At 40.6% G+C, this 20,381-nt stretch carries 23 protein-coding genes; 4 read left to right on the top strand and 19 right to left on the bottom strand.

The features are described from left to right. Nucleotides 1–2 precede the first annotated feature (2 nt). Entirely contained in the window at nucleotides 3–731 is a 729-nt protein-coding gene (locus LS71_RS00320) for a hypothetical protein (RefSeq protein WP_034352620.1), read from the top strand. A gap of 17 nt (nucleotides 732–748) precedes the next feature. Here the strand turns inward: LS71_RS00320 and LS71_RS00315 are convergent, their stop codons facing one another. The 12 genes from LS71_RS00315 to tilS all read right to left on the bottom strand — a co-directional run bounded on the left by LS71_RS00315 (nucleotide 749) and on the right by tilS (nucleotide 9,789). Then, nucleotides 749–2,029 carry an adenine-specific methyltransferase EcoRI family protein gene (locus LS71_RS00315; RefSeq protein WP_034352621.1) on the bottom strand — a complete coding sequence of 427 codons (1,281 nt, stop codon included), beginning with the start codon at nucleotides 2,027–2,029 and terminating at the stop codon, nucleotides 749–751. Between the two features lie 133 nt (nucleotides 2,030–2,162). Next, nucleotides 2,163–2,552 (bottom strand): hypothetical protein, encoded by a 390-nt coding sequence (locus tag LS71_RS00310; protein ID WP_034352624.1) that lies wholly within the window; start codon nucleotides 2,550–2,552, stop codon nucleotides 2,163–2,165. Further along, complete coding sequence (locus LS71_RS00305; protein ID WP_138109771.1) at nucleotides 2,549–3,238, bottom strand: hypothetical protein; 690 nt, start codon at nucleotides 3,236–3,238, stop codon at nucleotides 2,549–2,551. The genes LS71_RS00310 and LS71_RS00305 overlap by 4 nt, the downstream gene beginning before the upstream one ends. Before the next feature lie 56 nt (nucleotides 3,239–3,294). Continuing rightward, nucleotides 3,295–3,654: a hypothetical protein gene (locus LS71_RS00300; RefSeq protein WP_238700251.1), complete on the bottom strand. Its 360-nt coding sequence runs from the start codon at nucleotides 3,652–3,654 to the stop codon at nucleotides 3,295–3,297. Next, nucleotides 3,617–4,195, bottom strand: a complete 579-nt coding sequence (locus LS71_RS00295; protein WP_052057802.1) for a hypothetical protein — start codon at nucleotides 4,193–4,195, stop codon at nucleotides 3,617–3,619. Before LS71_RS00295 ends, LS71_RS00300 begins: the two co-directional genes overlap by 38 nt. 12 nt (nucleotides 4,196–4,207) lie before the next feature. After that, entirely contained in the window at nucleotides 4,208–4,753 is a 546-nt protein-coding gene (locus LS71_RS00290) for a hypothetical protein (protein ID WP_238700250.1), read from the bottom strand. 199 nt (nucleotides 4,754–4,952) lie between these two features. Continuing rightward, nucleotides 4,953–5,150 (bottom strand): DUF4006 family protein, encoded by a 198-nt coding sequence (locus tag LS71_RS00285; RefSeq protein ID WP_034352627.1) that lies wholly within the window; start codon nucleotides 5,148–5,150, stop codon nucleotides 4,953–4,955. Nucleotides 5,151–5,160: 10 nt separating this feature from the next. Then, entirely contained in the window at nucleotides 5,161–6,030 is an 870-nt protein-coding gene (ccoP, locus tag LS71_RS00280) for a cytochrome-c oxidase, cbb3-type subunit III (protein WP_034352629.1), read from the bottom strand. A gap of 1 nt (nucleotide 6,031) precedes the next feature. Continuing rightward, nucleotides 6,032–6,256 carry a cytochrome c oxidase, cbb3-type, CcoQ subunit gene (locus LS71_RS00275; protein WP_034352631.1) on the bottom strand — a complete coding sequence of 75 codons (225 nt, stop codon included), beginning with the start codon at nucleotides 6,254–6,256 and terminating at the stop codon, nucleotides 6,032–6,034. Between the two features lies 1 nt (nucleotide 6,257). Beyond that, the gene (gene ccoO, locus LS71_RS00270; protein WP_034352634.1) at nucleotides 6,258–6,995 is read right to left on the bottom strand and encodes a cytochrome-c oxidase, cbb3-type subunit II; all 738 of its coding nucleotides are present in this window, start codon (nucleotides 6,993–6,995) and stop codon (nucleotides 6,258–6,260) included. Between the two features lie 15 nt (nucleotides 6,996–7,010). Then, entirely contained in the window at nucleotides 7,011–8,474 is a 1,464-nt protein-coding gene (gene ccoN, locus LS71_RS00265) for a cytochrome-c oxidase, cbb3-type subunit I (protein WP_034352635.1), read from the bottom strand. Nucleotides 8,475–8,574: 100 nt separating this feature from the next. After that, nucleotides 8,575–9,789, bottom strand: a complete 1,215-nt coding sequence (gene tilS, locus LS71_RS00260; RefSeq protein ID WP_034352637.1) for a tRNA lysidine(34) synthetase TilS — start codon at nucleotides 9,787–9,789, stop codon at nucleotides 8,575–8,577. Nucleotides 9,790–9,964: 175 nt separating this feature from the next. On the opposite strand from tilS, the gene LS71_RS00255 reads away from it, so the two are divergent. Further along, entirely contained in the window at nucleotides 9,965–11,119 is a 1,155-nt protein-coding gene (locus LS71_RS00255; protein WP_034352639.1) for a methyl-accepting chemotaxis protein, read from the top strand. 63 nt (nucleotides 11,120–11,182) lie between these two features. On the opposite strand, the gene ung is transcribed toward LS71_RS00255, so the two are convergent. From ung to LS71_RS00235, 4 genes are all read right to left on the bottom strand, one after another. Continuing rightward, nucleotides 11,183–11,890: a uracil-DNA glycosylase gene (ung, locus tag LS71_RS00250; protein ID WP_034352640.1), complete on the bottom strand. Its 708-nt coding sequence runs from the start codon at nucleotides 11,888–11,890 to the stop codon at nucleotides 11,183–11,185. Then, a complete protein-coding gene (gatC, locus tag LS71_RS00245) occupies nucleotides 11,887–12,174 on the bottom strand; it encodes an Asp-tRNA(Asn)/Glu-tRNA(Gln) amidotransferase subunit GatC (protein ID WP_034352642.1) in 288 nt (95 codons plus the stop codon). Before gatC ends, ung begins: the two co-directional genes overlap by 4 nt. Before the next feature lie 118 nt (nucleotides 12,175–12,292). Next, nucleotides 12,293–13,126, bottom strand: coding sequence for an enoyl-ACP reductase FabI (fabI, locus tag LS71_RS00240; protein WP_034352644.1), 834 nt, complete (start codon nucleotides 13,124–13,126; stop codon nucleotides 12,293–12,295). A 33-nt stretch (nucleotides 13,127–13,159) separates the two neighbouring features. After that, complete coding sequence (locus LS71_RS00235) at nucleotides 13,160–13,873, bottom strand: triose-phosphate isomerase (protein WP_034352646.1); 714 nt, start codon at nucleotides 13,871–13,873, stop codon at nucleotides 13,160–13,162. A 127-nt stretch (nucleotides 13,874–14,000) separates the two neighbouring features. Between LS71_RS00235 and polA the strand changes: the two genes are divergently transcribed. Both polA and LS71_RS00225 read left to right on the top strand, forming a co-directional pair. After that, nucleotides 14,001–16,724: a DNA polymerase I gene (polA, locus tag LS71_RS00230; protein ID WP_034352649.1), complete on the top strand. Its 2,724-nt coding sequence runs from the start codon at nucleotides 14,001–14,003 to the stop codon at nucleotides 16,722–16,724. A 478-nt stretch (nucleotides 16,725–17,202) separates the two neighbouring features. Continuing rightward, nucleotides 17,203–17,466: a hypothetical protein gene (locus LS71_RS00225; protein ID WP_034352652.1), complete on the top strand. Its 264-nt coding sequence runs from the start codon at nucleotides 17,203–17,205 to the stop codon at nucleotides 17,464–17,466. 92 nt (nucleotides 17,467–17,558) lie between these two features. Here LS71_RS00225 and LS71_RS00220 read toward each other — a convergent pair whose 3' ends face one another. Genes LS71_RS00220 through purM form a run of 3 tightly spaced genes read right to left on the bottom strand, consistent with a single transcriptional unit; the run spans nucleotide 17,559 to nucleotide 20,298 of the window. Next, nucleotides 17,559–18,350 (bottom strand): shikimate dehydrogenase, encoded by a 792-nt coding sequence (locus LS71_RS00220; RefSeq protein ID WP_034352655.1) that lies wholly within the window; start codon nucleotides 18,348–18,350, stop codon nucleotides 17,559–17,561. Continuing rightward, complete coding sequence (locus LS71_RS00215) at nucleotides 18,351–19,271, bottom strand: SH3 domain-containing protein (RefSeq protein ID WP_034352657.1); 921 nt, start codon at nucleotides 19,269–19,271, stop codon at nucleotides 18,351–18,353. A 19-nt stretch (nucleotides 19,272–19,290) separates the two neighbouring features. Then, on the bottom strand, nucleotides 19,291–20,298 hold the full coding sequence (gene purM, locus LS71_RS00210) for a phosphoribosylformylglycinamidine cyclo-ligase (RefSeq protein ID WP_034352660.1): 1,008 nt from the start codon (nucleotides 20,296–20,298) through the stop codon (nucleotides 19,291–19,293). Nucleotides 20,299–20,381 lie beyond the last annotated feature (83 nt).

Below are 20,381 nucleotides of genomic sequence, written 5' to 3'. Positions count from 1 at the left end.
ATATGATAGAAAAGCTTCAAAAAATCGCCGCTACGCTTAAAAGCGCGCAAACTCCAACGACCTATAATGCTTCACTGCCTATGCTCATTAAGGTTATGGCTAAGCTTAAGGGTGATTTGTATCTTTTGCAAATTGGCGCGCAGCAAATCCAAACCAAAAGCCATAAAGAGCTTATCGTTGGGCAGCGCTATTGGGGGGAAATGGGGCGCAGTAGTTTGGGGCATATTGCCTTGCGCAATGTCATTGCGCAGCCTAAAATCTTAGAATCTTTTGCCCACGCGCCGCTTAAATTTAGCCTGCAAGATTTAGAGGAGCTAGGCAAAAATAACGATATATTTGAGGGATTTAAGGATTTTGTGGCGGATAAATTAGCGCAAGCGCAAAGCAAAGAGGAGTTTTTGTTTTTAAGTAATCTCCTGCTTGGGCTTAAAAATGGCGTGCTGACTTTGGTGATTAACCAAAAAGATGAAGTCTTGCAGCTTAAAAAAATAAGCAAAAATAAGATACGCTTTAGCGCGATAATGCCGACTTTAGGGATTATCGAGGGTGAAATTGGTGTGTTTAAAGAGGGCAATACACTTGATGTAAAAGTGCTATATGAAAGCACAAAGGCAGTGCTAGAGAAAAATCTTTCTTTGCTCCCACATTTTAAGGTAAGCAATATTGTGGTTGATGCACATCTTAAGCCATTGTATGAGTTTAGAGAATCTTTGCTTGATGTCCGCGGATAGAATCTAGATTCTGTAAGTTAAGCCTCTGCATCTATTTTTTGTATCAAAACACGTGTAAATTGTTTTTTCTCATTTATATAAGGTACATATTGCGTAAGTTGCACGATTTTATATCCGCACTCTAGCACACCATTTAGAATCTGCCTTGCGGACACGGCAAAAGGCTTGTCATAATCTATTGGAATGTAGCTATTATTCACTAGCAGAGTCCCGCTATCATCATATTTTTTAAATACATCTGGTATTTCATTTAAAGGCAGGAATTTTAGCCGCTTGATAGTCGGTCTATTTTTGATAGTAATATTTGTGAAAAAATGCCCAGCAGCCTGCACTAACTGCATTTTTGGATTTAAATACCAATCTACGCGATTATATCCCGCCCACGCTTTTTTATTTGCAAAATATGGTATAAACCCAGTATTTACACAATTTGTAATATTTGAGATAATGATAAATTTCTTTTTACTTTTAATTAATAGTTGCCAATATTCTGTCGCTTTAGAAAAAGGCGGATTCGTGCAGACAATGTCCGCCTCCTCATTTAGAATCCTAACTGATTCTTTCTCCTCAAAGCTACCTGTGTAATTTGGCGGCTCATTTTTTATCTCTTTAAAACCATCTTTTGTAAATATATAGCCTGTCGCCCTAGTATTAAAAAGGTCTATTCCGCCACTATAATGCGTGCAAATTAGCTTTTTTAATTTCAAACGATGAAAATGCTTTAAAAAATATAGCGCAAATGCTGATGAATCTGTATGGTCGCGCTTTTGCCCCACTGGGTCATCGCAATTGCAAAATACGCATTTATCTTTCCATATTGTTAGAGGATATTTTGCAAATTCTTTTTCTACATCTTCGTAACGTGTGTAAAATTCATCATTTGGGTAACGCATAGCTTTATCTAATAATAATTTTCTTGTAACACCCCTATCTTGCATACTACGCGTTGTAAGCGGCTTCACTATTTTTTTATCTTTTGGCGGCTTGTAATCGAGTCTCGCAATAAAGCAAGCATGAGATGATATAAAATCCACATACATATCAAACAAACTTGGATTGTAAAAATAAATTTCCCTATTTTCTTGCTCTCTAAAGCCTATGAAATGATTTTTTATATCTTGCTCGATTTTTCGCATATCGCTTACTTCACAAGTAAAAAGGTAGCTATATGTGTTCTCCGCAGATGTGCCTGTGATGGCGTTGTATTCTTTTAGCCGACGATTTAGGTCGTTTGTAATGCCGATTTTGCACTTACTTTTTTCTAAAGATGACTGCACGATATAAAGATACTGCTTCATTTTAAGTCCTAAAAATTTTACTTATTTTATAAAAAATTTATAAAAATTATAGAATCTAGATTCTGTAAATGATGTGCAGTGTGCATTATTTTTGCCAAAATGGGGCTTTTGGTGTAAAAATAGAATCTAGATACTATGGGGTAATGAGTATGTAGCGTTTGGTAATGCGCGTGATGTTTGTGCTGGAAGGGTGCGTTACATTGCCATGTATGTCAAGCAAAATAGTGTTTGCAGTGAGGCTTGTAAGGGCTGTGCGGAAGTGATAGCCATTGGGGAAAAGAAAGGCTTGGCGCTCGCAGGTATGAAAATCGCGCGCTTTTAGGCAGAGTATATTCATCTCTTTTAAACTGCGCGCGTAGAGGTGAAGCTGGACTTTTGCATGCAAACTTGCATGCGTAAAGGAGCGATGATGTGATTCGCGCACATAAAACGCACACGCAATCCCCATAGAAACGATAAACAAAACCGCATAGATGATATAAAATCCATTGCGCTTTGCTTGCCAAATACGTGCAGCGCTCATAGTATGGCTACCATTTCATCAAGCCACACGCCGCCCATTTCACAATGTGCATTTATCGCGCAAATCTCCACTTCAAGAAAAGTGCCTTGTGCAAACGCGTGAGGCGTAATAGAAAAAGAGGTTATATTAAATATAAGCGGCGCGTTATCAAGCCATAGCGTGTTTTGAGTAAATTTTAGCGTATGCATACTGATAGGAAGGGCTAAAAGCGCCTTTGTGGGCAAGGGTTTATCAAAAGTAAGCGAAGCAGAAGTAGTATGAGTGATGTAATAGGGCGTGAAAGGCGCTTTTGTTTGCGCAAAAATATAAAGCGGCGCGCCAATATGCCAACTATGTGAAGTGGCAAAATACAACGTGCTATCATGGGAGCTTTCCACGCTTATGGGGACAGAGGGCAGCAATGTATCATTTTGTGTAGCTGGTGTGGTGTTTTTAAACCCGCCACCAAAGAGTAGATTCTGCTCAATGCTAGCAAAGTGGAGCGATGAGGTAGGCGCACTAAGAGGCTTATTATGTTCATCAAGGATAGAATCTATGAGCGCATTTTGGAGGAGATTTTCTATCTTTAAAAGGGCTATGGTTATGCTTGTGTCGTTGCTTGCGCGCGAAAAAGAGATATTTTTACTAATATTAAGTAGCATAGAGCTACAAATAATGCCTAAAATGCCTAATATCACAATACTCACACTTGCTTCAAACAGCGAGAAAGCTCCTTTTGTGCGATAAAGATAAGCGCGCAGCATTAGCGGATTTGTGTGGGCGAGTAAAAACGCAAAAATTCCCCATTGCTCCCTTGAAAGCTTTGCTCTATGACATCATAAGTTAATGAGGGCTGGGACTGCGTGCTAATAGAGGTTGTAAGCGTGTTGGGACTTAATAAAAGCTGCTTATATATGCGATATGTGGAGGGTTTGGGCGTGGGAGTAAGCGCGTAAAGAAAGCTAAAGCCAAGCGCGAATGCACTTGCACAAATGCAAATTCCCATAGCCGCATCAATGAGCATAAAAGCGGGTGCAGTGCGTGCAGTGGGCAAGGTAGATATGGTAGATAAAGGCAAATTAGGCTTACTCATCGTGATTTTCAACAAAGATTTCAGATTCAAAATACGCGCTTTTATCATTATCATAGGTGATTTTAAGCACTAATTTCCACCGCCCTTGCGGCAGGTGCAGTGCGCCGCTTGTGTAGAGATTATCTGCTTCTTTTTTTAAAATCCCTAAATCCTGCAATTTATTAGCCTCATGCATAGAATCTAAGTAGAGATGAAAGATAGGAGGAGCTTTATCTGTGTTAGTTTGCAGAGCTATATGGAGCGTTATATCCTGCGGGAGGGGTTTGGATTTAGAATCTGGCGCATCTGGCGTGTGTGCTGGAGCCATATAGGGAAAGATAAAAGGATTATGTGCTAGCTCATTGGCATTTTTATCAAGGATTATAGGCTTAATGGTGTAGAGGGCATTAAAGTGATTTTGCTCTTTTATGATGTCATTAATATGCCAATCTACATCGCGTTTTTTGCCAAAGTAGGTATTTTCATCTTGAATAGGATTTTTAAGTGCTATGGTGATAGAAATGCTCACCATGACTACACCAAAAAGCAAAATGGCGATGATGGCGTGGGGCCAGTAGTTTTTATTTTTCATGTAAAACTCCTCTTATTTTCTGCGTGTGAAATAAATAAGCGCTAGGATACCAAACATAATAAGCAGCATAATATACATACTAAAGCGCACAAACTCTTGCCCACCGCTTTCATCGACTTTCATATTATGCTCAAGCTTCACATCAAAATGCGCAGCTATCATATCAGCAGCCTGCGCATAGCCATTCAGCACAATGGCTGATATGCGCTGTGGTGTGAGTGCTTCATCTTTTTGTTTGGGTAAAAGCGGCACCATATATTCAAAATACACCTTTTCTTCATCAAGATAAGTTTGTGGCTGCGAACTGATAATATCCATTTTTTCATCATTTTTCATAAATACAATAAGCGTATAAGGTGGGGAAAGATGCTTGGTAAGGCTTTGTTTGTAATGCTCGCGCGAGGCTTTAGAATCTAGATTAAGTGATGCATCTTGTGGGGTTTTATCCACAAGGGCGACATAAAGGGAATAGCCAGTTTTAGTAAAAAGCTCATTTGAGAGCGTCTGCACAAATGCCACACTTTTGGGGACTAAAAGCCAATCAGGATTATCAAGCACATAATTCTTTGGAGAAGATGAAGCATAAGAAAGCGTGCATAAGAGGCTAGCAAAGGCTAACCTCTTTAAATGTAGGAACATTCTAAACCAAATGCAAAAAGAGATTAGGAACAAAGGGAATGATGATAGTCATAGCAATGGTGATGATGATGAGGGTTGCAAGAACCTTTTCAATAAGTGTAAATTTCATATTCCCTCCTTATTTGCTCACGCGATGTTGCGCGTTTTGCGTATCAATTTGCTTGATTGAATCTATATGCTCAATTTTATAATAATGTGTCGCCTCTGCTTTTTGTATGAGGATAGCGCAAGTGCCTAGCCCAGCAACAATGCTTAGTAAAAGCACCACAGCAACGATAAAGCCTGTTAAACCATTAATTCCAAATAGTCCATTCATACAATCCTCCTTATTCTGCTTGAGATTCTAAAGAGCGAATAAATACATTTAACGCCTCTTTTTGACTGGGGGCAAAGTTTGCGTAATTAAATGATGGCATAGAGCCGATTAAGCCTTTTTTACCTTTGTTAAGCACTTCGGTTAAAAACTCTGTTGTGCCATATTTGCTTAAATCTGGTGCAAAGCCATCTACTCCAGCGCCATTACCTCTGCCCTCATCGCCATGGCATGAGGCACAATACATTGCAAAGACTTCTTTGCCTTTGGCTGCTTCAAGTGGATATTTTGTAGCTTTCACTGCTGAAATATCTTGCATAATATATGCCGCTACAGCCTTTGCCTCCTCATCACTTATCTCTAGTGCTGCCATTTCTCCAGCCATATATTCTAAGCCCTTGCTTCCATGCTTGATAACTTCGATAATGCCATCTTCTTTTGCCCATTTTGTCAAGTCTCTTGCTTTGCCATTCATACCTTCAGCAGTAATTCCATGGCATTGCGCGCATTGGACAAGGAATATACTTTTTCCCATATTGCTTAGCTCATCTTCGCTAAGTTTTTCCCAAATGGGTGCGTATTTTTTGTTATAGCTTTGCACTTCTTGATTGTATTCACCTAGTTGGGAATAGGCATTAAGCGGATAGCCCAAAAAGATATACCAAAAACCCCAAATAATCACACCCAAAAAGCATGCAGCCCAGCCTACAGGGACATTATTTGTCTGCTCGCCAATACCGTCCCAACTTTCACCCACAGCTTCACCCACAGCCTTGCTATCTCTAATCTTTTTAAGATACACTCCCATCACAACAATGGTAAGTATCAAGATAACAAAAGCACCTAGTAACCCTAGCGTAGTTATATTATCTGACCAATTCATCTTAGTTCCCCTTTATTGAATTTTGTTTTCGTGGCTCAACTAATTCATCATCAAGATTATCATCTAATGCCAACTTAGCATATTTCTCATAGTCTTTAACCCCCTTGCGCTGCGAGGAGTAAAGATGATAGACATATCCATACAAAAACGCCACAAGCAAGAGCGTAACGATAAGATATATCTCCTTTTGATAGGCTGTGATGATTTTTAAGAGTTCGGCAGTCATTTTATTGCGCCTGCGATGGAGTTGCGCCCACACGCCGTGATTGCCCTAGACTATTCATATAAGCAATAAGTGCTACAATCTGCTTAACCTCACCTTTTTCAAATGCTTCTTTGACATCTTGGCTTACCATATCATCAACAACAACTTTTGCTTCTTGCATAAAGATTTCCTTTGCTTTAGCAAGCGAGCTTAAATCGCCTTTTTTATAAGATTCTGCGCCAATTTGCACGCCATTTTCAGTATCATAAGGCACACCAAATACCACCTTTTGCGTATAGGCTTCTGCAAATGCGGTTTCAAAATCAGTATTTTTTGTATAAAGATGCTCATAGGCTGGCATAATCGAGCCAGGCACACGCGATTTTGGGTCTCTCATATGTCCATCGTGCCAATCCACAGATTTTAATCTATCTCCTACCCTGTGTAAATCAGGTCCTGTACGCTTTGAACCCCATAAAAATGGTCTATCATAAGCATATTCGCCACTTAGGCTGTATGCGCCATATCTGTCTGTTTCTGCTTTAAACGGACGGATAAGCTGTGAGTGGCAGTTGTAGCAGCCCTCTGCGATATACACTTGTCGTCCCGCAGTCTCAAGCAGTGAATAAGGCTTTAAACCTTCAATAGGTTGAGCTTTCTTCGCAAAACCGGGCAAAACCTCCACAAGTCCAGCAATAGAGAAAACTAACAAAAAAGCAACCGTGAAAAAGAATGGATTTTTTTCTAAAAAACTAAACATCTCAATCCTCCTTAATTATGCTGCCATTGGTGTAGCATTTTGGGGTTCTTTTTCAAGCACCCTGCCTGATGTAATCGTCATAAGGACATTATAAATAAGGATTATAAAACCTATGAGATACATTAAGCCCCCAATTGCACGGATAATATGATATGGAATAATGCGCTCAACGATATGAATAAAGCTATACACTAAGCTACCATTGCTATCAACATCTCTCCACATCATACCTTGCGTAATACCTGAAATCCACATGCTCGAGAAGTAAAGGATAATACCTGTTGTCATAATCCAAAATTGTGCGTCTACAAGTTTTTTAGAGTAAAGCTCTCTTTTAAAGATACGAGGCACCATATGCAAACAAGCAGCAATAATCATAAATCCAACCCAGCCAAGTGCCGCATCATGCACATGCCCGATAATCCAATCCGTGAAGTGCGCTAACCCATTTACAGAGCGAATAGATTGAATAGGTCCTTCAAGCGTGGTAAGCATATACCAAGTTGAAGCAAGAATTAAGAATTTAATCATAGGAGATTCTTTGATTTGATGCCACTGTCCGCGCATGGTAAGGAGCATATTAATCGCTGTCCCCCAAGAAGGTAAAATTAAGATAACAGAGAATACAGAGCCAAGCGTCTGAATCCAGTCGGGCGTAGTTGAGTAAATAAGGTGATGCCCACCCGCCCAGATATAAATAAACATAAGTCCCCAGAATGAAAATAGAGTAAGTTTGTATGAAAATATAGGCTGTCCTGATTCTTTAGGAAGGAAGTAATAGATTAACCCGATAATACCTGCTGTAAATACGAATGCAACGGCATTATGCCCCCACCACCATTGCACCATCGCATCGTTTGTTCCGCCATAAAATGAAATTGAATGCAGCACGCTCCCTATGCCAGCAACGAAATAAGTTGGAACGGAGAGATTATTGAAAATATACAGAGCAGAAATCCCCACAAATGTGGCGATAAAATACCATAACGAAATATAAATTGTCTGCTCACGCCTTACGCCCATACTCCCAAAGAGGCTCACACCCCACAATACCCACACTACTACCACTGCAATATCAAGTGGCCAAATGAGTTCGGAGTATTCTTTAGATTGCGTAAAGCCCCCTAGAAGCGAGATAACCGCCAAAGCCATAAGCGCAATATAAATCCAAAAGTGCGCCAAGCCCACAGCACGCAAGAAAGGGTGTTCTTTATAAGTAATCTTAAGCACCCTTTGCCCTAAATAATACCACGAAGCCCAAATCCCACTCAGTGTGAATCCATAAATAATTCCATTTGTGTGAAGAGGTCGAAGCCGTCCAAAAGTCCCATACTCCGAAGCTAGATAGTTTAAGTCTGGAAATGCCATTTGAAAGGCGATGACTACACCAACGAGCAGCCCCACAAATCCAAATGCCATTGCAGAAAAAACAAATAACTTAGCAATTGAGTAATCATACTCGAGCGTGTTTGTCTGCATACATTCTCCTTCGTTTTGTTTTGAAATGCACGAGTTAGATTTTAATGCCTTTGAAGTTATAGCTACCTTAAAAAGTTAATAAAAAAACAACAAAGCTTTTTTAGAGTGTGAAAAAATGAGCTATTTTCATTGCAAAATCATTGTAAAGTGCCTTGATGTGCTCTTGCACCTCTTTGTCATTTGCGCTCTTATGCGTATTTTGTGTAGATTCTGTATAAGTGCAAAATTCCGCCCAAAACAGCGCGCGCAACTTTTGCGGGATATGATTATTCCTGCATAGTGCCTTGAATGCCTTTGACATCGGCTTTTGTGCTACGATTTGATACAAATTTATAGAATCTACTGCCACAAACACATAATCATCATTGCGCGCAAAAATAATATAATGAATTTTACACGCAAAATTGCTCTTACATATCTCTTTTCGTTGCGCCGCACTTAGCACATAGCCGCATTTTTTAGCTATTTTATCACACTGCATAAGTAACAAATGCTCGCTTTCACCCCTTAAAGCATATACACCAAAATATGCCGTATTTATTTGAGGGCTTTGGCGTGTGATGTTTTGGCGCGTGCCTTTAGGATTTTGCTGCGTGCTTTGGGCGTATTTTTGCGCCAGAGATGACAGATGTAAAATTTTAGGCGCTAGATTCTGTAATAATGCATTTCTATCCTCTCGCAAATACTGAATGCTTTGTGCGATGCCCGGGGCAAATTCCCTCAACAGTGGCGCGCAAAAATGATGACGAAAATAATTGCGCTTAAAAGATATATTTTGATTGCTTGTATCCTCAAAATAGCGTAATTTGCGCCTTTTACAGAATCTATACAATTCATCTTTGCTTATAGATTCTAAAGGGCGCACGATAGGATAATGTGTGCGCTGCTCATCAAATCCTAGCAGATTGCTAAGCCCGCTACCACGCGTAAATTGCATCATAATCCATTCAAAATAATCATTGAGCTGATGGGCTAATATGAGGCATTTGTAGCCCTGTGCGCTTATAATTTCATCAAAAAACTTAAAGCGAAATGACCGCGCATTATGCTCAAAATTAGAGGCAAAATGCGGCGCATAAGCAATGAAGCATTCTTTATTGTGCGCGGCTGCTAAATCTTTGGCGTATTGCACTTCCTCGTTTGCTTGAATGCGCGTGCCATAATGCACAATGGCTATGTCAAAATGAATCTTAAGCTCTGTGAGGATAAAAAATAACGCTACAGAATCTACGCCGCCAGAAAACCCTAGCAAATGTTTTGAGTGCGATAAAAGCTGCGTGGCAGGAGAGAGCTTAGCATAAAGTTCTAGCGACATTTTTAACCTTAAATTTTTTTAGGATTATAAGGCGTAAATCTTAAAATATCGCCTAGAGTTTATTTTGAAGTATTTGCTGCAAATATTCCTTAATAAATTAACCTCTGCTAATTTGTATTAATTATTTTTCATTTACAATCCGCGCCACTTGTAAATTTCACATAAAGGATTGCAAATGTTTAAGTCATTGTATTTGCGAATGCGGATTACGCATATTATCGGTATGGTCGTGCTGGTGGGGAATGCGATTTTTTTTACGCAGGATTTGCTTAGCCAAATCGTGCAGTATGCCCTTGCGGCGGCGTTATTTTTCCACGATTTAGACGAGAAGGTGTGGGGTGTGAATCTCACGCGCATTATCACGCGCGAGCTAGAGGCTATGACGCTAGATTCTAAGCTGAAAGTGGATACTTCATTTAGCCTTGAAAATGGGAAAATTCTGCGGCTAATCGAAATTTTTAAAGAAAAAATAAAAAACATCGCCCATATTATCAAGCAAAAAACACACAGCAATTACGAGACGATTAAGGGTTTGGAGCGCATTTCACATTTTCTTGAATCTTGCTCTAGCGATATGAGCAGGGTCGCCCACTCGACAAATGCCCAGACACGCGCGATTGAAAGCCTTTTGCTTGACTTTATCGCTCAAGTGGAGCGCACGCAAAAAAGCGGCAAAAATATGCTAGAAATTGTTAGCGAGCTAAGCGCGCTTTTAAATAGCATTCAGGCGATAATTAGCCGCATTTCAGGGCAAAATGAGCAGCTAAGTGCGTGTTTCACTTCGCTTGAAAATAACACAAATCAAATCACAAATATTGTCATTGCGGTGCGAAAAATTGCTGAGCAAACAAATCTTTTGGCGTTAAATGCCGCTATTGAGGCAGCGCGCGCTGGCGAGCATGGGCGAGGCTTTGCTGTCGTGGCTGATGAAATAAAAAAACTAGCCGAATCTACGCAAGATGAGCTAAAAGAAATTAGCAATAATGTCAAAATGATGAGTGAGAGTGTGCTTCATTCGCGCAATTCTTTGAATCTAAGTGGTGAGAATATCGCGAGTTTAATGCGCGAAAATGAGAGTGCTAATGGTAAAATTGCGAGGTTTGAGAGCATTTTTGATGATAGTTTTACTAGCATTCAAAATATCGCACAAAATTCGCAAAAAGTTAAAGAAAATCTAACTATCATCGTAGATGACATTCAACAAATCGTAACTTTTTCGAATAATAATTTAAATCATTCAAAGAATATTTCCGCCATTTCGCAAGATATAAAGCAGGATTTTAGCAAGCTTGAAAATGAGATTTCAAGTCTAGGCAAGGTTGGATTTTAAGACTAGATTCTATATCGCAGCCTTGTGTAGCCGTAATTATAAAATAAAATTATATTTATATCTTTAAAGTTGCTCCCATGCAATGCCTTGCGCGTAATGCGCCGCCAAATACGCATTTGCCTCCACAAATACGCCACTCCCCACAAATCCCCTTGCCAAAGGGCTAGGGTGGGGAGCAGTGATAATTTTATGCTTGCTAGCATCAATAAGAGCAGCTTTTTTCTTAGCATAATTCCCCCACAGCATAAATACGATATGTTCCTTATGCGCAGATAATGCCTTAATCACGCCATCGGTGAAAGTTTCCCAACCAAAATGCTTGTGTGAAGCAGGCGATTGCGCGCGCACGCTCAAAATAGCATTAAGCAGCAGCACACCCTGCCGCGCCCAACTGCTTAAATCTCCATGTTGTGGGGGAGTAATATGCAGGCTTTGGGCAAGCTCTTTATAAATATTTTGCAAAGATGGAGGGATAGGCACGCCATGAGGCACACTAAAGCTTAAGCCCATAGCTTGTGGGATATGTCGCCCTTGAACAAACGCGCTGCCATGATAAGGGTCCTGCCCCAAAATCACTACTTTTACAGAATCTACAGGCGTAAGCCAAAAGGCAGCAAAAGTATCGCTCCCTTTGGGATAAATAACCTCTTTCTTATGCAGGGCATTTATATAATGAGCCTTAATGTCTGCAAAATACGCGCTTGTAAGCTCATCTTTAAGCAGCACTTTCCAGTCATTGGGCATTTTTATCGTTTGAAGATTAATACTCATTCAATGATTTTAGGCACGATAAAAAAGTTGTCTTCAGCCTGTGGCGCGTGGGCTAGCACATCTTTCCCCACACAAGAGCCTACCACTACATCAGCGCGAAGCGGCGTGCCAAGCGCATAATCACTTGTATCTTTTTTATCTAATCTATCTGTGATAGAGGCGATATTTTCCACAAATCCTAGTATTTCACTTAGCTGCTCTTGCGTAGCTACGCGCTTTGTCTCATCAATATGCAGCATACTTAATCGCTCAAGTTTGTTTAAGAGTGTGTCATCAATACGCATTATCTCTCCTTGTAATTTATGCTTTTTATAGAATCTAGCCTAAAATATGGACTTTGCCCATTTGGGTAAAACCGCACGGCTTTTTATAAAAAAGCAACCAGCGCGGAGATTATAGAATCTAAGAGCGCGTGAGAATGTCCCAACGCGGTTTTAGCTTGCCATCTACCTCATCAGTGGCGCACATTCCCATAATATTATAGCCCGCATCGACATAATGCACCTCACCTGTTACACCGCTTGATAGCTCGCTTAAAAGATACATAGCAGAGTTGCCCACTTGCTCAATGCTCACATTCTCGCGCAATGGTGCATTTGCCTCATTCCATTTAAGCATAATATTAAAATCACTAATGCCACTAGCCGCGAGCGTTTTAATAGGACCTGCGGATATGGCATTCACGCGTATGCCCTTTTTACCCAAATCATAAGCCAGATATCGCACGCTAGATTCTAAAGCCGCCTTTGCTACGCCCATAATATTATAATTAGTAACATATTTCACGCTGCCAAGGTAAGTGAGTGTGAGGATTGAAGCATTTTTATTAAGCAGCGGCAGCACAGCGCGTGAAAGCTCAATAAGCGAATATACAGAAATTTCCATTGCAGTATTAAAGGCTTCTTTACTCGTTTGGACAAAGTCCCCTTCAAGCGCGTCTTTTGGAGCAAACGCCACAGAATGCACCACAAAATCAAGTGAGCCAAAATCTGCTTTTAGCGCGTTTGTGAGATGTTCAAAATGCTCTTTTTTACTCACATCAAGTTCATACACATACTTTTCCGCGCCAAGTTCTTGCGCAATAGGACGCACACGCTTCTCCAAAGCCTCATTAAGAAATGTAAAGGCTAAAGACGCGCCCTGCTCCTTGCACGCTTTGGCAATGCCATAGGCTATGGAGCGGTTATTTGCCACGCCTACGATTAAGCCCTTTTTTCCTGCTAAAATCCCTGCCATGCAAACTCCTTGTAAAATAATGCGCCATTATATCTAAGCTTCATTTATGCCCGCTTTAATAATCTCCACAAAGCTTTGTAGCTCCAAGCTTGCCGAGCCTACAAGCACGCCGCTTACAAATTTAAGCGATAGAATCTCGCGCGCATTTACCTCATTCACGCTGCCGCCATAAATTAAAGGTGCATCAGTGAGCTGTGTGAGCGTTTCCATAGTAGATTCTATCTGCTCTATCTTTGCGCTCACACCAGTGCCAATCGCCCAAATAGGCTCATACGCAACAATAAGCTTAGGATAAGTAGTATTAATACCTTTTAATTGCGCGCTTAAAAAATCTTTCAAATGCTGCTCACCCTTTTGTCGCGTGCCTAAATCCTCTCCAATGCAGTAAAATATCTCAAATCCCGCCTCTGCATAGAATCTAAACTTTTGCGCGATGAATTCATCACTTTCGCCAAAAAGTGTGCGCCGCTCGCTATGCCCAATAATTAGGCGATTAATGCCAAACTCTTGCAATTGCAATAAGCCTATTTCGCCTGTGAAACTGCCATTTGGAGCAAAATAAGCATTCTGTGCGCCAATGTGAAAATGGGTAAATTTATCATCAAGCAGCGCGCTATTTGAGGGGAAAATATCAATTTGTGGCAAATCTGCGTGCATAGAGTGCAATATAGAATCTAGTTTTTTTGCATAATCTAACACTTGCGCGCGCGTGAGATTTGCTTTAAAATTAGCCGCGATAATACTCATTGCAAGTCCTTTCTTAAGTGGAATAAAAGTGAGATTCTATCCTAAAAGTCGCAATCATTCAAATTTATTATTTTAAGTTAGAATCTTAAGCAGAGCGCAAGGCTTTATCCCTAGCAAGCGAGTTATTATGAATACTTTAAGCATTATTGATACTTTTGGATTTTTTTTTCGTAGCTTTTACGCGCTGCCACCGCTTAAAAACGCGCAGGGCTTCCCTACAGGGCTACTCGTAGGATTCTGTAATTTACTACAATCACTCTATAAAGACCCTTCCTGCACTTATGTGATATTTGCTTTAGAGGGCGGGGGCGAGAATAAAAGGCGCGAGATTTATGAAGCCTATAAGCGCAACCGCCAATCTCCTCCGCAAGAGCTTATCATGCAGCTGCCTGTGGCGATTGAGTGGATTGAGAAAATGGATTTTTTAAATATCAGCGTAGAGGGCTATGAGGCTGATGATGTAATTGCTTCTATCAATAAACTCGCAAATGCGCAAAATATCGCAGTTAGAATTATAAGCCATGATAAAGACCTCTATCAACTTATCGATGGCGATACTTACATTTATGACCCCATTGGTAAAAAGGACATTAGAGAGGCTGAATGCCTCTACAAATACGGCGTTTATCCTAAGCAATTTGTGGATTATCAAGCGCTAGTGGGCGATGCGAGTGATAATGTTACAGGCGTGAAAGGCATAGGCGCTAAAAGCGCGCAAAAACTCATACAGCACTTTGGAAATATAGAATCTTTATACGCGCGCGCTAGTGAGATTGAGCGCATAAGCACCCCGCGTATTGCTAAGCTTGTGCTTGAGGGGAGAGATGATGCGTTTTTGAGTAAAAAGTTAGTAACGCTTAATGATAATTTGCTCACCCATATCGATTTAAGCAAATGCCTTATGCCAGAATCTAATCCTATGCTTAAAATTCTAGATGAGCTTAAAAAGTATGATTTAAAAAATATTATCTCCAAAGTCCAATCCCCCTATGAGCGCTATCAGCAAAAAAGGAGTGCGCAAAAGAGTGTAGGCTCGCCATTTAGGCAAACAGAAAATGTGCAGAAAGATTTTAGCTTTAAAGCACATTTGCTTGATAATTTTGCAGATGTAAAAGCGCTTTTAGATTCTATACCCAAAGGCACAAAAGTAGGCTTTGACTGCGAGAGCGATAGCCTTGATATACAAGAGGCAAATTTGGTGGGATTTTCACTTTGCTTTGATGGGGAAAATGCCTACTATGTGCCTGTTGGGCATCATTACTTAGGCGTGGGCAATCAGCTAAGTAAAGATGAGGCAAAAGCTGCTATCGCGCAGATTTTTACTCACCCGCTCATTGGGCATAATCTTAAGTTTGATTTGAGTCTTATTTGTCGCACACTAGGCTTAGAGCATACGGGGGAAATTTATGATAGTATGATTTTAAGCTGGCTGTATGATAGCATTTCGCCTGTGGGGCTTGATAAGCAAATGCTTAAGTGGTTTAATCACACTATGATTAGCTTTGATAGCGTAGTGCCAAAGGGTGAAAATTTCTCGCAAGTAAATATCGCCACAGCCACGCAATACGCCGCTGAAGACGCCGCAGCGACTTTAGCACTCTACCATCGCTTAGAAGAAGAGTTTATCGCGCGCGAGTGGGGCGGGATTTTAGAGCTTGCAAGAAGCCTCGAATATCCCTTTATAAAGGTGCTTATGGCAATGGAGCTAGAGGGCATTAAAGTGGATATTGCTCTTTTAGAAACTTTATATGAAAAAGCAACAGAAACCATAACGCAACTCACCGCGCAGATTTTTGAGCTTTGCGGTGAGACTTTTAATCTTAACTCCCCCCAGCAGCTAGCCAATGTGCTTTTCAATCATCTAGGCTTAAAAGCCGGACGCAGTGTGAAAGGGGGCTTAAGCACAGATGAGAAAACCCTGCTTGCCATTGCTGATGCGCACCCTGTGATAAATCTCATCTTAGATTATCGCGAGATTAATAAACTACGCAGCACCTACATCGAGCCACTTTTGCGCTTTGGCAAGGCAAATGCGCAGCATAGAATCTACACTTCATTTTTACAAAATGGCACTGCTACTGGGCGCTTAAGCTCTAAATCACCTAACTTGCAAAATATCCCCGTGCGCCGCGAGGAAGGGCGCAAAATTCGTCAAGCCTTTATCAGCAAAGAAGGGCATAGCCTCATTAGCATTGATTATTCACAGATTGAATTACGCCTTTTAGCGCATTTTTGCAAAGATAAATCCTTAATCGATGCGTTTGTGCAGGATAAAGATATTCACTTTGAGACTGCTGCACGCCTCTTTGGGATAGAATCTGCAGCGCAAAAACGCTCCATAGCAAAGTCCATTAACTTTGGGCTTATCTATGGTATGGGCAGCAGGAAACTCTCACAAACGCTGCACATTTCGCTTAAAGAAGCAAAAAGTTATATTGAGAGCTATTTTGCGCTTTTCCCAACGATTAAAGACTTTCTTAGCTCGCAAGAAGAATTTTTGCTTGAAAATGGCTATTCACAAACACTGCTAGGGCATAGGCGATATTTTGATTTTAAAAGGGCAACAGATTTTATGAAGGCTAATTTTTTGCGCGAGGGGATAAATTCTATTTTTCAAGGCAGTGCGGCGGATTTAATCAAACTTTCTATGAATGAAATTTACAAACGCTACGCTAAGAGTAATTTAAAAATGCTTTTGCAAGTGCATGATGAGCTTATTTTTGAAGCGCCAAATGAGAAAGCACAAGCCTATGCCAGCGAGGTGGCGGACATTATGAATCACATCTATAAGCTTGAAGTGCCGCTTAAATGCGGTATCACCATAGGGACAAATTGGTCGGAGCTAAAGTAGATTCTATTATGTCGCACTTGTTGCGCTTACGCGCTGTGCGGTCTTACAATTTCACAGCAGAGCCGCTCATTAGCCCTCAAAGAATAAAATTATAGCTAATCTATCAACTTAGTTTTTAAGGTTAGATTCTATAATTCCGCGCTATTGCTTTTTATAAAAAGCCGCGCGGTCTTGTCTGCGGGCAAGTGAATTGCCCTACACCGCCTAAAGTATAAAGTTATAGCTTAAGCTTTAGCTAATCTATCAACTTAGTTTTTAAGGTTAGATTCTATAATTTCGGATTGCGCCTTGTTGCAGATATATTTTGCGCAATAATTGCATATATTTTAAATTATTTTACATTTTCTTAACTTTATCAAATATGGTAAAATAGGCTTGATAGCGTTCTTATGGCTGTTATGCTTGACTTATTTTTTTTTTTTTTGTAAAAATCTCCCCCGCAGTTTCTGCATAAAATTTTACATTTGGAGGATTGGTTATGAAAAAATTATTTCTCATAGCAATGGGTATTGTATTTGGCGCATCTGTAGCAATGGCTTTTGATATAAAGGGACAAGCTTTGGGCGCAGCAAGCGATTTAGCAAGTGGCAAAAGTGCGAAAGAAATTGCTGATGCAAAGAAAAAAGAGGCTGAAGAAGCAGCTAAAAAAGAGCTTGACAAAAAGCAACAAGAAGCTATAGACAAGGCTGATAGCAAAACAGGTGGTGCAGCATCTGCTGTTGGTGGCTTGCTTAAAAAATAGCTTTTATAGAATCTGCGCTTGCAGATTCTATATATTAAGACAATCTCCCTTTCCCCCTTGAGAGCAAATCACACAGACTATACAACAAGTGCTTACCAAATCTCCCGCATAAGCTTAGCTACGCGCTCACTTTTTATATCCTTATCATCGCAGAAAAGCGCAAAAGCAAGCGCGGCTTGATTAATAAGCATTTGCCCGCCATCAGCGCAGATAAGCCCGCATTGTTTGGCTATGTGTAAAAATGGCGTTTGCTTGCCATAAATAAGCTCAAAAGCATACAAAGCCCCTTTGCATAAATGTCGCAGCAAAGCCTCGCTACATGGCAAAAGATGATTATTAAGCCCCGCACTAGTGGTATTAATGATAATATCATAGTTTTGAGTAGGACTAAAATCACTGCTCACAAAGCATTCAAAGCCCTTTTGTCGAAAAAAATGCAATTTTTCTATCGAGCGATTAAGCAATGTAGTGCGAATATTATGCGCTTTAAGTATCATTGCTACAGCCTTTGCAGAGCCACCCGCACCAAGAATGAGCGCATTTGTAATCTTATAATCCTTAATGCAGTCATAAAATCCCTGCGCATCGGTGTTGTAGCCAATGATTTGCCCTCCTTCGCGCACCCAAGTATTGCACGCGCCAATATCTTTGGCTATACCGCGCACCTCATCACTTTGCCTAAAAGCCTCCTCTTTAAAAGGCACGGTGATATTTGCTCCACTCAAATGATGCGCCTTAAAATTTTCATAAAGCTGCGTGCCATTGTGCAATAAAATGCGCCCATAAAGCGCATCTATACCCAACTGCCTAAAGGCGTAATTATGCAAAAGTGGCGAAAGGGAGTGCGCCACAGGATTGCCATAAAGGGCGAAAAATTGAAGCATTTATTGAGATTCTTTAGTGAGGTAATTAAGCGAAATATAGCCATATTGCTTATTTGGGAGCTGTATTTTGCCCCATTCGCCCTGTGTCTCAAGCACAAACACACGCATATTGTAGCTTAATCGTCCAATGACTGCAGATTGCGCATCTGCGCTTAGTCGGACATTAAGCGCATTTGATTTAACGATATACGCTTCTCCCACGCTTTGAGCTTTTTCAAGCAAATACGACGCCACATAGCCCTCCACCCCAAAGCGACTTCTTACCTTGCTCCACTCATCTTGCACTTCAAGCACCTCAAGGGCTTCGCCTGCGCCTGCGCGTGAAATGATACTTGACTGCATAGAGGGAGTTTGACGAATGTTAAGGCGATATTTTGCATAATATACATTATGCGTTTGTGCGGTGTTTGTGGGTGCTGTAGTTGTAGGAATTATAGAATCTACAGAATCCGCACGCCGTGTAGATTCTATCATGTTAGTTTCATTTGTGCTTTGTGTGTGTTGTGCGAGCGTATTTTGAGATGTATTTGGCGCAGATTCTATAGGGAGCGGATTTGCATTATTTTCATCTGGCTTTGGCTCTAGCGTGTTATAAGGCTCATTTGTATTGGGCGCACTATCTGCGGTATTTTTATCTTTAATCAAATCTGTCCCGATACTATTTACTGGATTTGCTGGGCTTAGTGGCGCATTTGTGGAAGTATTTGCGCTATTTGTGTGGGTAGTAGCAGTATTTGTCGAGGGCTTTGGATTTAGAGCCGCTATTTCTAAATTATTTTCAGATTCTAAAGAAAAATTGCGCTTTGACATAAGAAAATTTTTCTTATCCATAAAAATGACCACTCCCGCATACACGCCAAGCCCTAGGAGGATAATCAAAAATGGAAGCGAATAAAGTTTAAAAAAAGTTCGTGTATTCAATACAAGCCTTTAGTATAAATTAGATAAGTTCCACGCCGCTGCCCTCACACACTTCACCGATGATATAGCCCCCAAAAGTGTGACTTAAACGCAGTATGTCATCTACCTTGTATTTATTTACAGCAAGAATCATACCAACTCCCATATTAAAAGTGCGAAACATCTCATCTTTATAGACATATTTGCCTAATAAATCAAAAATAGGTGGAATCTGTATAGAATCTAGATGGATTTTTGCCCCCAAATGCGCGGGGAAAATACGCGGTAGATTTTCTACAATGCCGCCTCCTGTAATATGGGCTAATGCATGCAAAGCCTCATAATGCGATGAATGATAAATCTCTCTAAAAAGCGGCACATAAATGCGTGTGGGTGCTAAAAGCACATCAATAAGCGCTTGATTTTCAAATGTTGTTTGATAGTCCATTTTTAGATTCTCAAACAGCACCTTGCGCACCAATGAATAGCCATTACTATGAATCCCACTACTCTTTAGCGCGATTAATACATCGCCTGCCTGCACTTTTTGCAGCTGCACATCTTCTCTTTCAGCAATGCCCACCGCAAAGCCAGCCAAATCAAAATCATTTTGCGCATACATACCGGGCATCTCCGCACTCTCTCCACCTATAAGCGCGCATTGGGCTATCTTGCACCCCTGCGCAATACCCTCAATCACGCGCAAAGCCACATCTTTATCAAGCTTGCCCGTAGCATAATAATCCAAAAAAAATAAAGGCAAACCAAAATTACAAATTAAATCATTCACGCACATAGCGACTAAATCAATGCCAATGCTCTCAAATTGTTGCGCCTCAATGGCAAGCCTTAGCTTTGTGCCAACGCCATCAGTAGCTGCTAACATCACAGGATTTTTATACCCGCTAGGCAGCGCATACGCGCCTGCAAAAGAGCCAACCCCACCAATGACATTATGATTAAAAGTTGATTTGACAAGCGGCTTTAGCCCTTCTACTAGGGCATTTCCCGCGTCAATATCTACTCCAGAATCTTTATAGCTTATCATCGCGCAATCCTTGTTTTGCCTTTAAATTTGCCTTAAAAAGTGCGCGATTATACTATAAATACAATTTAGATTCTATGTGTGTT

The organism is Helicobacter jaachi (genome assembly GCF_000763135.2).
In the GTDB taxonomy this organism is placed as follows: Bacteria; Campylobacterota; Campylobacteria; order Campylobacterales; family Helicobacteraceae; genus Helicobacter_C; species Helicobacter_C jaachi.
The sequence above is the reverse complement of the archived record's forward strand: the minus strand, read 5'-3'. Positions and strand labels throughout refer to the sequence as shown.

Excerpts from the sequence above, each read along its gene's own strand:
- LS71_RS00295 (WP_052057802.1), bottom strand. The coding sequence starts at position 4,195 with ATGAAAAATAAAAACTACTGGCCCCACGCCATCATCGCCATTTTGCTT.
- LS71_RS00275 (WP_034352631.1), bottom strand. The coding sequence starts at position 6,256 with ATGACTGCCGAACTCTTAAAAATCATCACAGCCTATCAAAAGGAGATA.
- ung (WP_034352640.1), bottom strand. The coding sequence starts at position 11,890 with ATGAGTATTAATCTTCAAACGATAAAAATGCCCAATGACTGGAAAGTG.
- LS71_RS00320 (WP_034352620.1), top strand. The coding sequence starts at position 3 with ATGATAGAAAAGCTTCAAAAAATCGCCGCTACGCTTAAAAGCGCGCAA.
- ccoN (WP_034352635.1), bottom strand. The coding sequence starts at position 8,474 with ATGCAGACAAACACGCTCGAGTATGATTACTCAATTGCTAAGTTATTT.
- ccoO (WP_034352634.1), bottom strand. The coding sequence starts at position 6,995 with ATGTTTAGTTTTTTAGAAAAAAATCCATTCTTTTTCACGGTTGCTTTT.
- LS71_RS00315 (WP_034352621.1), bottom strand. The coding sequence starts at position 2,029 with ATGAAGCAGTATCTTTATATCGTGCAGTCATCTTTAGAAAAAAGTAAG.
- gatC (WP_034352642.1), bottom strand. The coding sequence starts at position 12,174 with ATGCGTATTGATGACACACTCTTAAACAAACTTGAGCGATTAAGTATG.
- LS71_RS00220 (WP_034352655.1), bottom strand. The coding sequence starts at position 18,350 with ATGCTTCAATTTTTCGCCCTTTATGGCAATCCTGTGGCGCACTCCCTT.
- LS71_RS00310 (WP_034352624.1), bottom strand. The coding sequence starts at position 2,552 with ATGAGCGCTGCACGTATTTGGCAAGCAAAGCGCAATGGATTTTATATC.
- ccoP (WP_034352629.1), bottom strand. The coding sequence starts at position 6,030 with ATGAATTGGTCAGATAATATAACTACGCTAGGGTTACTAGGTGCTTTT.
- purM (WP_034352660.1), bottom strand. The coding sequence starts at position 20,298 with ATGATAAGCTATAAAGATTCTGGAGTAGATATTGACGCGGGAAATGCC.
- LS71_RS00285 (WP_034352627.1), bottom strand. The coding sequence starts at position 5,150 with ATGAATGGACTATTTGGAATTAATGGTTTAACAGGCTTTATCGTTGCT.
- fabI (WP_034352644.1), bottom strand. The coding sequence starts at position 13,126 with ATGGCAGGGATTTTAGCAGGAAAAAAGGGCTTAATCGTAGGCGTGGCA.
- LS71_RS00225 (WP_034352652.1), top strand. The coding sequence starts at position 17,203 with ATGAAAAAATTATTTCTCATAGCAATGGGTATTGTATTTGGCGCATCT.
- LS71_RS00255 (WP_034352639.1), top strand. The coding sequence starts at position 9,965 with ATGTTTAAGTCATTGTATTTGCGAATGCGGATTACGCATATTATCGGT.
- LS71_RS00235 (WP_034352646.1), bottom strand. The coding sequence starts at position 13,873 with ATGAGTATTATCGCGGCTAATTTTAAAGCAAATCTCACGCGCGCGCAA.
- tilS (WP_034352637.1), bottom strand. The coding sequence starts at position 9,789 with ATGTCGCTAGAACTTTATGCTAAGCTCTCTCCTGCCACGCAGCTTTTA.
- polA (WP_034352649.1), top strand. The coding sequence starts at position 14,001 with ATGAATACTTTAAGCATTATTGATACTTTTGGATTTTTTTTTCGTAGC.